The organism is Culturomica massiliensis (assembly GCF_900091655.1).
GTDB classification, from domain to species: Bacteria; Bacteroidota; Bacteroidia; order Bacteroidales; family Marinifilaceae; genus Culturomica; species Culturomica massiliensis.
Genome location: NZ_LT594621.1, coordinates 26379 through 41986, shown reverse-complemented (window position 1 = coordinate 41986; position 15608 = coordinate 26379). Strand labels below are relative to the sequence as shown.

General features: G+C 44.1%; 7 protein-coding genes. 3 read left to right on the top strand and 4 right to left on the bottom strand.

Annotated features, from left to right (window positions below; all coding sequences use genetic code 11):
- The first annotated feature begins 36 nt into the window (after nt 1-36).
- Nucleotides 37-4014, top strand: coding sequence for a glycoside hydrolase family 2 TIM barrel-domain containing protein (locus BN8908_RS01280; RefSeq protein WP_455550271.1), 3978 nt, complete (start codon nt 37-39; stop codon nt 4012-4014).
- A gap of 97 nt (nt 4015-4111) precedes the next feature.
- On the opposite strand, the gene BN8908_RS01275 is transcribed toward BN8908_RS01280, so the two are convergent.
- Nucleotides 4112-4738: an HAD family hydrolase gene (locus BN8908_RS01275; RefSeq protein ID WP_021987667.1), complete on the bottom strand. Its 627-nt coding sequence runs from the start codon at nt 4736-4738 to the stop codon at nt 4112-4114.
- Between the two features lie 400 nt (nt 4739-5138).
- Between BN8908_RS01275 and BN8908_RS01270 the strand changes: the two genes are divergently transcribed.
- Nucleotides 5139-6551 (top strand): CCA tRNA nucleotidyltransferase, encoded by a 1413-nt coding sequence (locus BN8908_RS01270; protein WP_021987668.1) that lies wholly within the window; start codon nt 5139-5141, stop codon nt 6549-6551.
- 8 nt (nt 6552-6559) lie between these two features.
- Here BN8908_RS01270 and BN8908_RS01265 read toward each other — a convergent pair whose 3' ends face one another.
- Nucleotides 6560-7444 carry a diacylglycerol/lipid kinase family protein gene (locus BN8908_RS01265; RefSeq protein WP_068692037.1) on the bottom strand — a complete coding sequence of 295 codons (885 nt, stop codon included), beginning with the start codon at nt 7442-7444 and terminating at the stop codon, nt 6560-6562.
- Nucleotides 7445-7571: 127 nt separating this feature from the next.
- On the bottom strand, nt 7572-8885 hold the full coding sequence (locus BN8908_RS01260) for a UDP-glucose dehydrogenase family protein (RefSeq protein WP_068688526.1): 1314 nt from the start codon (nt 8883-8885) through the stop codon (nt 7572-7574).
- A gap of 181 nt (nt 8886-9066) precedes the next feature.
- Here BN8908_RS01260 and BN8908_RS01255 point away from each other — a divergent pair, with 181 nt between their 5' ends.
- Nucleotides 9067-14529, top strand: coding sequence for an alpha-2-macroglobulin family protein (locus BN8908_RS01255; RefSeq protein WP_068688524.1), 5463 nt, complete (start codon nt 9067-9069; stop codon nt 14527-14529).
- Between the two features lie 75 nt (nt 14530-14604).
- Here BN8908_RS01255 and BN8908_RS01250 read toward each other — a convergent pair whose 3' ends face one another.
- On the bottom strand, nt 14605-15270 hold the full coding sequence (locus tag BN8908_RS01250) for a superoxide dismutase (RefSeq protein WP_082989192.1): 666 nt from the start codon (nt 15268-15270) through the stop codon (nt 14605-14607).
- Between the last annotated feature and the right edge of the window lie 338 nt (nt 15271-15608).

Below are 15608 nucleotides of genomic sequence, written 5' to 3'. Positions count from 1 at the left end.
AAAATTACATCGTGTCTGATCGGATGTTGTTTGGCAATGCAAACCTTTGCAGGACAACCTCCACTGAAAGGATTCAGTTATGCCGTGGTAGAATCACCGGCCGGCAATGAATGGAACTCGCCTGAAAATCTGGCATTGAATAAAGAACAACCCCGGGCTTATTTCTTTTCGTTTGAAAATGTGACGAATGCCCGTAAGGTATTACCGGAAAACAGTAAATACTGGCAGTCTCTCGACGGAAACTGGAAATTCAACTGGGCCCCCGATCCGGATTCCCGGCCGAAAGATTTTTACAAGCCGGAATTCGATGTCACAGGCTGGGACAATATCCCCGTCCCTTCAAGCTGGAACATCTACGGTATACAAAAAGACGGCAGTCTGAAATACGGGGTACCCATTTACGTAAATCAACCGGTAATTTTCCAGCACCAGGTAAAAGTAGACGATTGGCGGGGAGGAGTCATGCGTACTCCTCCGACAAACTGGACCACCTATAAATACCGGAACGAAGTAGGTTCTTTCCGGCGGGAATTTGAAATTCCGCAGGATTGGAATGGCCGGGAAGTATTCATCAGCTTCGACGGCGTAGATTCTTTTTTTTATCTGTGGATCAACGGTCAATATGTCGGATTCTCTAAAAACTCCCGCAATACAGCTAATTTCAATATCACCAAATACCTGCAAAAAGGGAAAAATACGGTAGCAGCAGAAGTATACCGCAATTCTGACGGTTCTTTTCTGGAAGCACAGGACATGTTCCGATTGCCGGGTATTTTCCGGACGGTAGCTTTATACTCGACCCCTCAGGTACATGTACGTAATTTAAAGGTTATTCCCGACCTGGATGCAACCTATACCGACGGTTCCCTGACAATCACCGCTGATATCCGCAATTTGGGTAAAAAAGCGGTTAAAGGTTACCAAATGCACTACTCCTTATATGAAAACGAACTGTATTCCGATGCAAACGACAAGTTGGCCGGCAGCGTATCGGCAGCCCCGATTGTTCTGATCACACCGGAACAGACGACAGAATCGCAGGTTGTCTTTAACGTAAAAGCACCCCACAAATGGTCGGCGGAACAACCTTACCGTTATACATTGGTAGCGGAATTGAAAGATAAAAAAAACAAAACGATAGACATCGTTTCTACCATCGTCGGATTCCGTAAAGTGGAAATTAAAGATACGCCGGCATCGGAAGATGAATTCGGTCTGGCAGGACGTTATTACTACGTAAACGGTAAAACCGTAAAATTGAAGGGAGTTAACCGTCACGAATCAAATCCCGCAGTAGGACACGCCATCACCCGTAAAATGATGGAAGACGAAATTATGCTGATGAAAAAAGGAAATATCAACCACGTCCGCAACTCACACTATCCGGACGATCCCTATTGGTATTTCCTGTGCAACAAATATGGTATTTACCTGGAAGACGAAGCAAATATCGAATCGCATGAATATTATTACGGAGCAGCTTCTCTGTCACACCCGAAAGAATGGGAAGCCGCACATGTTGCCCGCGTTATGGAAATGGTCGATAATCACATCAACCACCCCTCCATTGTCATCTGGTCATTGGGTAATGAAGCCGGCCCCGGCAAAAACTTCGTTTCAGCATACAAAGCCCTGAAACAAGTGGATTTATCCCGTCCGGTACAATACGAGAGAAATAACGATATCGTAGACATGGGCTCCAATCAATATCCGTCAATCGGTTGGATGCGCGGAGCCGTAAAAGGACATTATGACATCAAATATCCGTTCCATGTTTCGGAATATGCCCACTCTATGGGAAATGCCTGCGGTAATCTGGTGGACTATTGGGAAGCCATTGAATCGACCAATTTCTTCTGCGGAGGTGCTATCTGGGACTGGGTTGACCAATCCATGTACAATTACGACAAAAAAACAGGCGAGCGTTACCTGGCTTACGGCGGAGATTTCGGAGATACCCCGAATGACGGACAGTTTGTAATGAACGGAATTGTCTTCGGCGATCTGGAACCGAAACCACAATATTTTGAAGTAAAAAAAGTTTATCAGGACATAGCCGTCAATGCCATCGATCCGGCAAAAGGCAGTTATGAAATTTTCAATAAATACTATTTCAAAGACCTTTCGGAATACGACATCAAATGGTCGCTTTACGAAAACGGGAAAGAAATCGAGTCAGGTAATCTGGCCACCGGAACGATAGCCCCGCGTAGCAGAGTACGCGTAACCATCCCCTATCGATATGACCGGCTGAAAAACGACTCTGAATATTTCGTAAAAATCCAGTTCTTATTAAAGAACGATATGCCCTGGGCAAAAAAAGGTTTCGTAGCTATGGAAGAACAACTTCCTGTCAAAGAAGCCACAGCACGTCCGGCCGTCAGAGAAATAGCGGCAAAAGCCGGTAAACTGACCTACACCGATACACCTTCCAATATCAAAACCATAAAAGGTGATGATTTTGAAGTGCAATTCGATACAAATACCGGAACGATTTACAGTCTGAATTACGGTGGGAAAACCATAATTACGGCAGGTAACGGTCCGAAACTGGATGCGTTGCGGGCATTTACCAACAACGACAACTGGTTCTATGCCCAATGGTTCGAAAAAGGTTTACACAACCTGGTACACAAAACGACAGACAGTAAAATCATAACCCCAAAAGACGGTACGATCGTACTGGCCTTTACGGTCGTATCCCAGGCTCCGAATGCCGCCAAAATCCTCGGAGGAACAAGCTCCGGTAAAAACAGCATTGAAGAGTTGACCGGTAAACCGTTCGGAGAAAGTGACTTTAAATTCACAACCAACCAAATCTGGACGGTATATCAGGACGGTTCTATTGAACTGCAGGCAAGCATTATCTCTAATCAGCCGAATCTGATCCTGCCGCGTTTGGGATATGTCATGAAAGTGCCGCAAGCATATAAAAATTTCACCTATTACGGTCGCGGTCCGGCCGATAATTACCCCGACCGCAAAAGCGGGCAATTCATCGAACAACATACGAATACGGTTGCCGGTGAATTCGTAAACTTTCCGAAACCGCAAGACATGGGAAATCACGAAGATGTACGCTGGTGTGCCCTGACCGATGCCGAACATCAAGGGGCTGTATTTGTTGCAACGAACCATTTATCGGCTTCTGCATTACAATATTCGGCCCTCGATCTGATATTGGCTCCTCATCCTTACCAATTGCCGCCGGCCGGAGATACTTACCTCCACTTGGATGCAGCGGTAACCGGATTAGGCGGTAACAGTTGCGGACAAGGAGGTCCATTGGAACAGGACCGTGTTTATGCCGGACACAACAATATAGGTTTTATCATCCGGCCGGCCGGAAAAGATTTAACGACCATCGCAAATGTCGCTCCGTCCGGAGAAATTCCACTTTCCATTACCCGTAACAGAAGCGGAGTCGTAGAACTCTCTTCGGCAAAACAAGGAGCTGAAATCTGTTACACCGTCGGTAAGAGTAAAGCAAAAGTATACACCCAACCGATTCCATTCCGGAACGGAGGTACAATTACAGCCTGGTATAAATCGACTCCGGAAATCAAAACAACCATGACATTCGAAAAGATCGAAACAATACAAACGGTTGTCGTATATGCCAGCAGCGAAGAATCGGGAGAAGGAGATGCAGCAAACCTGACGGACGGCGATCCGAATACGATCTGGCATACCATGTATTCCGTAACGGTAGCCAAATACCCGCATTGGGTAGACCTGGATGCCGGAGAAGTAAAAACAATCAAAGGTTTCACCTATCTCCCCCGGCAAAACGGTGGTAACGGCAATATAAAAGATTACAGCATCCACGTGAGCCAGGACGGTAAAAACTGGGGTGAACCGATCCGGAAAGGAACGTTTGCCAATAATGCAGAAGAGAAAAAAGTAATTTTCACCCAGCCGGTAAAAGCCCGCTACATCCGGTTTACAGCCTTGAGTGAACAAAACGGACAGGACTTTGCTTCCGGTGCCGAGATCACAATTCTGGCTGAATAAAAAACAGGCAATAATTAAAAAGAAAACCCGGCAAATACCGGGTTTTCTTTTTATTAACAGTATACCATAACCGACCGGGAAATCCTTCCGTTCCCGATCAATTCAGGATATCGGTAAAAGAAAGACCCCGAAAATCAGGAACAACAACATCCGCCTTATCTGCAATTTTCTCTGCCGGATTCGAGGTCGCCAAACCGACAACTTTCATTTCAGCCCTTCGTCCGGCTTCCAAACCTGAAAACGAATCCTCAAACACAACACACTCCTCTTTCTTCATTCCCAATTCCCGGGCTGCCAGCAAATAACATTCCGGATCCGGCTTGGAACGGGTGATTTTATCGGCAGTGATAATAACATCGAAAACCTTTTTCACCTCGGGATGCAAACGATATACATTCTGCATCTTCAAATCATTGGAACTGGTAACAATGGCCAGCTTTACACCCTGTTCTTTTAATCCGAGAATAAACTCCCGGGCTCCGGGTATATATTCGATCACCATTTCTTGCTCAAAGCGGCTGAGCCTCTTTATTACCTCATCTGCTTGTTTTTGATCGGGAAAATACCGATCCAAAATCTCTTTCAGAGTGCGTCCTTTTATACGGGCACTAAAATCAGAACTTTCCTGCAATAACTTTCCCTCTTCACTCCAAAATTGAGTATATTGTCCTTCTGTATCGAAAATCACCCCATCCAAATCAAATAATCCGGCTTTCTTCTTCATAGCTTCATTTTTAATTACCAAGTCTTGTATTTATCGGACATCATTTTTATGCCCTTGTTTCATTCGTCCCTCGAAATTACAAAAAATCCTTTTTCCCACCGCCTTTTCGGGCTTTAAAGGCTTAAAAATCTACGCGAACGTTTTATAGCGTCCGAAAACGGGAAAACCGTTCCGGAAGAGCAGGCGGCATAACCGGTCAAAAACAGACAGCTATTTTGATTTCCGGCTCTTTTTCTTTACGGAAAAGATTGTACATTCAAGTTAAAACCGTAAGTCAAAAATCTATAATCTAAAATCAGCCTTTCCTTTATGTCATTTTGCCACCTCTATTTTTTCGTTCTTTTGCCTTTGATATGGTAAAATTGTGGTATTTTTGCAGCCGGTATCAAGAAAAGAAACAATGATGCAGGAATATCTGAAACACCCGGTTTTTAAATTATTGTCTGAAATTGCTGAAGAAAAAGGAATTGAAACATACGTTATCGGAGGTTTTGTCAGAGATATTCTGTTGCATCGTCCTTCCAAGGACATCGATATCGTAGTACACGGCAACGGCATTGCCTTAGCCGAAGCTGCCGCCAAACGACTGGGAAACCTAACGGTATCGGTATTCAAAAATTTCGGTACGGCCATGTTCCGTTACAAAGGAATGGAAATTGAATTTGTCGGAGCCCGCAGAGAATCCTACCGGGCCGATTCCCGGAAACCGATTGTCGAGGAAGGTTCCATAGAAGATGATCAACGACGGCGGGATTTTACGATCAATGCATTAGCCATTTCATTGAACCGGGAAAATTACGGCAGCCTTATAGACCCGTTCGGTGGTTTACAACACCTGGAAGAAGGCCTGATCAAAACACCGCTAGAGCCGGGAATCACATTTTCCGACGATCCGCTACGCATGATGCGAGCCATCCGCTTTGCCTCCCAACTTCACTTCAAGATCGAAGACCGCACATTTCAGGCAATCGCTCAAAATAAAGAACGTCTCCGCATCGTCTCTAAGGAAAGGATTATTGACGAATTCAATAAGATCATGCTCTCTCCGATCCCGTCAAAAGGTATCTACTTACTGGATGAAGCAGGCCTATTGGAGCAGTTTTTCCCGGAATTGTCGGCCTTGAAAGGCATAGATACCGTCAATGGTATAGGTCATAAAGACAATTTCCACCATACACTTACAGTACTCGATACCCTGTCGCTCCATACCGATAATCTGTGGTTGCGCTGGGCAGCCCTTTTACACGACATTGCCAAACCGGTTACCAAAAAGTTTGTTCAGGGACAAGGCTGGACATTTTACGGCCACAATTACATCGGCGAACGGATGGTGGGCAAAATATTCAATCGCCTGAAATTGCCGCAGAACGAAAAGATGAAATATGTACAAAAGCTGGTTAATTTGCATATGCGCCCGATTGTTCTTTCGGAAGATATCGTTACCGACTCGGCAGTTCGGCGGCTTCTTTTCGATGCGGGTGACGATATCGACGATCTGATGACTCTGGCAGAAGCCGACATCACTTCTAAAAATGAAGAAAAAGTAAAACGCTTTCTGCAAAACTTCCGGATTGTCCGGCAAAAACTAAAAGAAGTAGAAGAAAAAGATTCCGTCCGGAATTTCCAACCGCCGATCAGCGGAGAAGAAATTATAGCAACCTTCAATCTTCCTCCCTGCCGGACTATCGGCGATATAAAAAATGCCATCAAAGAAGCAATTCTCGATGGCGTTATATCGAATAATTACGAGGAAGCACGCGAATATATGTTCCGGATTGCACCCCAATTCCTGGAAAAGAAACCCGAACAATAACGGAACGGTTATCCCTTCGCAAATTTAGGAACGACCAACTTCAGTACTCCTTTGTGAATTTTCAACTGTACCGGAGCATTCATAAAAGCCGCCTCCCCGTCAATATGCACTTTGTGAATATCTCCTTCAATCAAAGCCTCTTCACAACGGAATTCTTTGTAAAGACTCAATTTATCCACCCGGGCATTCATAAAGAAAAACAAAAACAAAAGTACATTCCACCATTGGGGACGTTTCAACAGGCATACATTCATCAACCCATCCCTCAAAGAAGCATGCGGTGCAATACAGGCATTATTTCCAAACTGAGAACTGTTGGCAAAACTGAGAATAAAACAGGTTTCTTCCACCGTTTGCCCATTACAGGTAATCCGGTATTTTTTCGAAGAATAATTAAACCACATCTTCAACCCGGCATAAATGTATGAAAAAACACCCCGCAGTTTCTGACGATTGAATTCATGTGCAACTTCCGCATCAAAACCGACACCACTCACATTCAAGGAATATTCTCCGTTTATCTCCATAACATCCACCTGCGAACAAGTTCCGCAAAGCACCTGTCTCAAAGCTTTTTTTAATGAAGTTGAATATCCCAGATGCCGTGCAAACCCATTGCCGCTACCAATAGATACGATACCGAATATGAGATCACTCCCCATTAACGAAGTTCCTACCTCATTGACAGTTCCATCTCCCCCGACAGCCACGACATGGGTATATTGCCCGCTTTTCCGGACATCGGCAACAATTTCACGGGCATGACCGGCATATTCGGTAAATTTTATATCGTAATCGATATCCCGGTATTCAGCCAATTCTTTAATCTTTTTCGGTAATTTTTTACCCGCCCCGTAACCGGAAACAGGATTCACCACAAATAACAGACGCATAATAATAACCTGAATAAAATTCTTTATATAACCGGCATTCGGTCTATATCCTCCAAATATCGATACTATTTCGTCAACAGACGAAATTAAAATTTCCAATCAAAGCTTTCGACCGTCCCCACAAATTTTACTTTCCGATTCCGTAATAAACATACCCGAATTCTTTCATCTGATCGGGACTGTATATATTCCGTCCGTCAAAGATAATCTTTTCCCTCAAAGCCTTCTCTATATATGTAAACTTAGGAACTTTAAACTCCTGCCATTCCGTCACCACAATCATAGCATCGGCTCCTTGCAAAGCCTCGTACATATTCCGGGCATATCCGATACGGTCACCGATGCGACGGCGCGCCTCATCCATTGCCACCGGATCGAACGCACAAACCGTAGCTCCGGCTTCAAGCAATTTATCAATCAAGACCAAAGAAGGAGCCTCGCGCATATCGTCCGTGGCGGGTTTAAAAGACAATCCCCACATTCCGAAATGTTTTCCCCGTATATGACCGCCATAGTGCTTCATGATCTTAGTAAACAACACTTCTTTCTGTCTTTCGTTTACCCGCTCTACAGCTTCCAGCACCTCCATACTATACCCATATTCCTTCCCCGTTTTTATCAAAGCCTTCACATCTTTCGGAAAACAGGACCCCCCATATCCGCAACCGGCATTCAGAAATTTCTTGCCGATCCGGGTATCGCTGCCTATCCCCCGTTTTACGGCACTTACATCCGCTCCGACAATCTCACAAAGATTAGCAATGTCATTCATAAAAGAAATACGGGTCGCCAACATGGAATTCGCAGCATATTTAGTCATTTCTGCCGATGGTATATCCATAAAAAAAATCGAGGTATTGTTCAAAAGAAAAGCATGATACAAACGTTCCATCGTCTTTTTGGCCTGATCCGATTCAACGCCGATAACGATACGGTCGGGAGACATAAAGTCATTTACAGCATCTCCTTCTTTCAAAAATTCCGGATTGGAAGCAACGTCAAATTCCACATCCGATCCCCGTTTTCTCAACTCTTCCGTAATGGTATCTTTAACTTTCCGGTTGGTCCCGACCGGAACGGTAGATTTTGTAACAATAACGGCATAATGATCCAACAACTGTCCGATTTCACGGGCAACCCCTAAAACATAACGCAGGTCGGCACTACCGTCTTCATCCGGAGGCGTACCGACCGCAATGAATACGGCATCGGCATCTATCAAAGCTTCCTGTAGGGAAACAGTAAAAAATAAACGTTCATCCATACGGTTCTTTACCACCAACTCAGCAAGTCCGGGCTCATAAATAGGAATCCCTCCCTTATTCAACAACTCTATTTTCGTTGCATCCACATCCACACAGGTAACCGTAACCCCGGTCTCCGCCAGACAAGTGCCTGATACCAAACCGACATACCCCGTACCGACAACAGCGATTCTCATACCTTCATTTATTTTAATTTACCTCCCGGGGATACTCTATCCCCTTCTTTATGATATCTCACCGTCCACAGCAAGATATAAAACGAACAAAAATATAAAAAATAAAAACAGGAGAAAATATATGCACAGTTTATTATTGTTCTAACTTTGTAACATGGTAAACTACTAAATATCCTTAATTATGAGGCAACAGCATCTACTTTATTACAGCTTATTCCTGCTGATAGGACTATTAAACGCCTGCGGTTCCCAGGAAACAACGGACAAAGAAGCATTCAGTAAATACATTTACGGTCATACTTCAGGAACGATCGTATCCGATAGTCCCGTTGAAATCTATCTGGAAAAAAGTGTAAATCCGGATGTTAAAACAGGAGAAACATTGCCTGCTAAACTACTGAAAATATCTCCGGACATAAAGGGACAACTGATCCTAAAAGACGAACGTACATTAGAATTTACACCGGAAGAACGATTTAAAAACGGTGAAGAATACACCTTCAAATTACATCTAGGCAGTCTGATGGATGTCCCTCAAAAATTCCAATATTACACATTCAAAGTCAAAGTCGTAGATTTAAAAGCATCTTATTCCTCCGGTACCCTTACCACAGGAGAAGCCAACGATACATTGACTTACGAAGCTTCATTAATCACTTCCGATTTTATGGAAAATGAAGAAATCGAAAAACAGGTATCAGCCCGTCTAAGTGACCGTGAAATACCGATTATATGGGAACACAACGGAAATACCCATTATTTCAAAATTCCGGATATCGGCAAAACTGAATCTCCGCAGGAGTTACAACTCTCTTTCGGCAAAAAAATTGTCAACGGTACTGAAACGACAATTAAAATTCCGGGAAAAAGTGAATTCTCCGTACTCGATGTCCGTCTCAATAAGAACGACCGTCAATCTCTACGCATAGACTTGTCGGACAACGTCGATCCGGACCAGAACCTGGAAGGACTTATTACAATTGAGGGTATATCCGATATACGGTACAAAACTGAAGGTAATACAATCTACCTGTATTACACCCTCAATAAAAACCTGGAATACCTCGATATAACAATTCACGAAGGCATCCGAGGTAACGACGGGAAAATACTCACGGAAACCCAGACGTACACAATCTCCTTACCTTCTACCAACCCCGCCGTAAAATTTATCGGAGAAGGCGTCATCACACCTGCAAACGGGAAGGTATTGGTTCCTTTCTCCGCAGTAGCCCTGAAAGCCGTTGACGTACAAATCATCAAAGTGTTCCAGCAAAACATGAATTTCTTTCTTCAACAAAATTCATACAACGGTACAAGCAGTCTGATGCGTACAGCACGTCCCGTCTTCCGGCAAAAAATCGATTTACAGCAAGAAGGTACAAACATAGATCTCAACCGTTGGAACGATTTTACACTCAATCTTTCCGACCTGATAAAACTGGAAAAAGGAGTCATTTACCGGCTGGAAATCCGTTTCCAACGTTCCTATACCACATTTGCCAATAATTCGGACAACGAGGATGATATCAACTATTATAAGAAAAACTGGGACGACGACGATGATGGATATTACTACGATATGTATTATTACAACCCGGATTACCGCTGGGAAGACCGGGATAATCCTTATACCGTATCCTATTACAACAGTCAACGTTTTATCGGAAAAAATATCATCAACACTTCATTGGGACTCGTCGCTAAAAGAGGGGCCGATAACCGGTATTTCGTCGCAGTCAACGACATTGCCACAGCTACGCCGGTATCCGATTGTATGATCACCCTCTACAACTACCAGAATCAAAAACTGGATTCCGTCGAAACGGACAAAAACGGATTTGCATACCTACATACGGAAGAAAAAACGTTTATTGTCCATGCCCGTAAAGGAAACGATCAGGCTTGGCTACGTATTGCCGATGCCAATGCCCTATCATTAAGCAACTTCGACATCAGCGGAGCGAATGTTCAATCCGGACTGAAAGGATTCATCTACGGTGAACGGGGTGTATGGCGTCCCGGAGATGACATCTACCTCTCTTTCATACTCGAAGATAAATTGAATGTACTCCCCCAAGGCCATCCGGTTATCGCCCAATTGGCAGATCCGAAAGGAAATATCACCGAAACCCGGAAAAGCACAACAAGTGAATGCCCGATTCACACATTCCGTTTCTCAACAGCAGAAGATGCACCGACAGGCTACTGGAAAGCAATTGTCAAAATAGGCGGCAGCAACTTCAATAAAACACTGCGCATAGAAACGATAAAACCCAATCGTCTCAGTATCAACATGGAATTTCCGAACGACGACATAATCGGAGAAGGTATTCCCAATAAAACCGTTCGTGTAAAAACACGTTGGCTGAACGGAGCTCCCACGGCAAACCTGAAAGCAATTACAGAAGTTCGCCTGAATCGTAATCGTACGGCTTTCCGGGAATATCCCGACTACGCTTTCAATGATATTGCCGAAGATTTTCAATCTTATGCGGAAACACTTTTCGACGGGACCACCGACGGCGAAGGCAACTTCTCTTTTAACCTGGATAAAATACATACAGAAAATGCACCCGGGATACTCACGGCTTCTTTTACGACCCGGGTCTTCGAAAATAGCGGGGATTTCAGTATTTCAACCTACACCACCCGCTACTCCCCTTACATCCGCTATGCCGGTATCCGCCTTCCCAAAACTTCCGACGGCTGGTATCCTACAAAAGAAAATGTACGCCTGCAAGGTATTCTTCTAACGCCGGAAGGCAAGAAAAGTACAGCTTCATCCAAAATCCACATCAAAGTATACAAAATCAATTGGAGCTGGTGGTGGGAAGCCGATCAGGACAATTCGGGCTCATACATCAACCGCACATACAACGATCCGGTCTTTGACCGCTACACAACATCATCCGACGGGAATTTTACCTGTGATCTGAATATCGATTATTACGGACGTTATTACATACAAGCCACAGACGTCCAATCCGGACATACGGCAGGCATGATCACCTATTTCGGATCCTGGGCAGAAAATGCTTCGGCTGAAATGGCAACCTTATTGACAGTCAATACAGATAAAAAAGAGTATAAAACAGGAGAAAAAATCCGTATCAACATACCTTCCTCAAAAGGTAGTGTCGCTATTGTCAGCCTTGAAAACGGCACAAGCTTCAAAGACATTCACCGCGTCGAGACAACGGAAGGACAAACAACGTTCGAATTTGAAGCAACTTCCGATATGTGTCCGAACATATATGCATTTGTAACTCTGATTCAGCCCCAGAAAAACAGAGACAACGACCGCCCGGTACGCCTCTATGGAGTTGTAAATATCAATGTAGAAGATGCAGCCCTCCACCTTCATCCGGAAATCAAAATGCCTCAGGAATTACGGCCCGGAGAGGAATTTACAGTGACGGTGAGCGAGAAAAACCAACAAGCTATGGATTATACCCTGGCTATTGTAGACGAAGGCCTGTTATCGCTAACCTCGTTCCGTACCCCGGAACCGTTCCCGGCATTTTATGCCCGGGAAGCACTGGGTGTAAAAACATGGGACTTCTATGATTTCATTTTCGGTGCCTATGGTGCCCGCCTGGAAAAAGCCTTTGCAGTGGGAGGCGACGAAGCATTGAAACCGGTACAGGATGAAAAAACAAACCGGTTCAAACCGGTCGTACTGTTTGAAGGCCCGGTTTCCTTGAAAAAAGGAGAATCCCACAGACATACATTCCGTATGCCTGAATACATCGGAGAAGTACGGGCAATGGTGGTTGCCGCAACTTCGAACGGTAAATACGGTTCTGCACATACTTCGGCTTTGGTAAACAAACCCCTGATGTTATCGGTAGCTATGCCGCGCCTGTTTACACCGGGGGATATTATCGAAATTCCGGTAACGATATTTGCAATGAACAACAACATACGTGAAACCCAAGTATCCGTAAGCACAGACGATAAAATAGAAATTCTGGGAGATGCATCCTCCACCCTTACCTTCAATCAGAAAGGCGAAAAGATCGTCTGGTTCAAACTACGGATCAAGGAAACCACCGGTATTTCCACACTCACATTTACAGCACGGGCCGGAAATGAAAAAGCCTATGTAAAAGAAGATGTCGATATACGGGTTCCGAATCCCCGGATCACCAAAGTCGAAGCCCGTACGTTAAAAAAAGGAGAGAAAGCTGATTTCCAGGCGGATATCAACGGCGCTGATCCGACGGCTATATTGGAAATATCTTCTATTCCTCCCCTTAACCTGGGCGAACGTCTCGAAGACCTGATCAGCTATCCGCACGGATGCGCGGAACAAATTACTTCAACGGCTTTTCCGCAATTGTCACTGGGAGAACTGACCGAACTCAGCGTCGCTCAAAAAAATACAATCGAAGCTAATGTCAAATCGGTCATCAACCGTCTGAGCAGCTATCAAACCTCAGAGGGCGGTTTTGCCTACTGGCCGGGGTCGCCCTATACCTCCGAATGGGTAAGTACTTACGTGGCTAATTTCTTATGGGTAGCTTCCCAAAAAGGATATACCATACCGAAACAACTACTGCAAAAAGACCTCAAATTTTTGCAATCCATGGCCAACAGCTATAAAATTTTGGATTATTATGGAGAACTGCAACAAGGCTACCGGCTATACGTACTTGCTCTGGCAGGTAAACCGAATATGCCGGCAATGAACCGCATGAAAGAGCGTAAGCTGCATAATCCGACGGCCGAATGGTTGCTGGCTTCTGCCTATGCCCTTACCAATCATCCCGATGTTGCCGGTAATTTGATCAAAAATGCGGCGCGAACAGTATCTCCCTATCGTCAAACAGGCTATACATTTGGCTCCGATGTAAGAGATAAAGCAATTATGCTCCAGGCGATGGTGTATTTAAATATGCAGCAGGACGCCTGGCAAATGTTGGAGCAAATCTCTGCCGTCCTGTCTTCCCAGGAATGGTTGAGCACTCAAACGACAGCATTCGCTCTGGTTGCTGCTACCGCTTACATCGATAAATTTGTCGGTAAGCTCGACGGACTCAACTGTGAAGTAACGACAGGAGGACACACAGAAACGGTAAAAATCAGCAAAACGATCTGGCAGCAAGACCTGCCGACAAACCAACCCCAAATCAACGTACAAGTTAAGAACAACGGAGAAAGTACGCTTTATACACGTCTTATTACAGCTTCCGCACCCTATGAAGTCGTCAAGGAACGGATTATGTCGGGACTCTCCATGAGTATTACCTATTACAACGATAAAGGGAACGTCATAAACATCGCAGACATCAAGCAAGGCAGTGATATCACGGCAGAAATCACGATACGCAATACCGGTGTCAGCGGCACATACGACAATCTGGCTTTAAGTTATTTGCTTCCGTCCGGCTTCGAAATCATCAACGACCGGCTTACCGGAAATACCCAGGCATTCAAGGATGCAGACTATGTCGACATTCGGGATGACCGTTATTATGTGTATTTCAGTCTCGGTCAGGACCTGACGAAAATCTTCAAATTCCGGTTCAATGCCGCATTCGCCGGAGAATATACCCGGCCGGCCATTCAATGCAGTGCCATGTATGATAACAATATACAAGCCGTACTGCCGGGAGGTAAAACAATCATTCAGAAATAAATTTCTGAACATCATAAAAATACAAGGCTATCGAGGTAGCCTTGTATTTTTTATTTACTCTTTTTCAATCGAAAATCAACTTCCGTATCTTTGTCCGACAGTATTCCAATCGATAATTGTCCAGAGTTTTTCTATATGTTCGGGTCTCCGGTTCTGGTAATCCAGATAATAAGCATGTTCCCACACATCCATCCCCATCAAAGGAATATATCCTCTGGAAAGAGGATTGCCGCCGTTCGGCTCCTGAAAGATAAAAAGCTCTCCCTGGTTATCTTTAGCCAGCCATACCCAACCGGAACCGAAAAGCGAAGCTGCCGACTGTGAAAAAACGTTCTTGAAATTTTCAAACGATCCCCACTTTTTCTCGATCGCCTTCAACAAATCACCGGAAGGTTGATGAACGGCATCCGGAGAAAATGTTAAAAAATAAATCGTATGATTATAAGCTTGAGAACCGTTATTGTATATCGGCCCGGTAGCATACTTCACGATAGTTTCCAAATCACTGTTTTCAAAAGGAGTACCGATAATCAATCGGCTCACATTATCCACATAAGCCTGTAAATGCTTTCCATAATGATAATTCATAGTTTCTTCGCTGATTATCGGTTCCAATGCATTCATAGCATAAGGCAAATGTGGCATATCGATTTTTTTCATCCCCGATTGAGCCCGGCTCTGCTGAATTCCGACTGTAAAAAACAAGCCAAGAATTACGATTAATTGTATTTTCATTTTCATAACAAATTGGGTAAAATTATTACTAACTCACGCGTGCATTCCAAAGCACGGTTTATTTTAATCACGGATATAAAATTATAATTCACAGGCTGCAAATCACCATACAAATAACTATATATCAGATAAATACAACCTAAAACATAAATTAAAAATTACACAATGAGTCCGTCCCTGCGTGTAATTTTATCACCGTTCTCATTTTCAATTTAAAATCTGAAATTCCCAATGACAATTGATCGTAAATCAAAAATCACAGGAACTGAACAGTTGTAGTTATTACGTATCCTCCTAAGGTTGGTTACAGCATGTCCCGGAAGTTTCCGGGTTTATTACTATCT

What these genes read in the sequence shown, in the direction of transcription:
- BN8908_RS01260 (WP_068688526.1), bottom strand. Translation starts at nt 8,885, where the DNA reads ATGAGAATCGCTGTTGTCGGTACGGGGTATGTCGGTTTGGTATCAGGC.
- BN8908_RS01270 (WP_021987668.1), top strand. Translation starts at nt 5,139, where the DNA reads ATGATGCAGGAATATCTGAAACACCCGGTTTTTAAATTATTGTCTGAA.
- BN8908_RS01280 (WP_455550271.1), top strand. Translation starts at nt 37, where the DNA reads ATGCAAACCTTTGCAGGACAACCTCCACTGAAAGGATTCAGTTATGCC.
- BN8908_RS01265 (WP_068692037.1), bottom strand. Translation starts at nt 7,444, where the DNA reads ATGCGTCTGTTATTTGTGGTGAATCCTGTTTCCGGTTACGGGGCGGGT.
- BN8908_RS01250 (WP_082989192.1), bottom strand. Translation starts at nt 15,270, where the DNA reads ATGAAAATGAAAATACAATTAATCGTAATTCTTGGCTTGTTTTTTACA.
- BN8908_RS01255 (WP_068688524.1), top strand. Translation starts at nt 9,067, where the DNA reads ATGAGGCAACAGCATCTACTTTATTACAGCTTATTCCTGCTGATAGGA.
- BN8908_RS01275 (WP_021987667.1), bottom strand. Translation starts at nt 4,738, where the DNA reads ATGAAGAAGAAAGCCGGATTATTTGATTTGGATGGGGTGATTTTCGAT.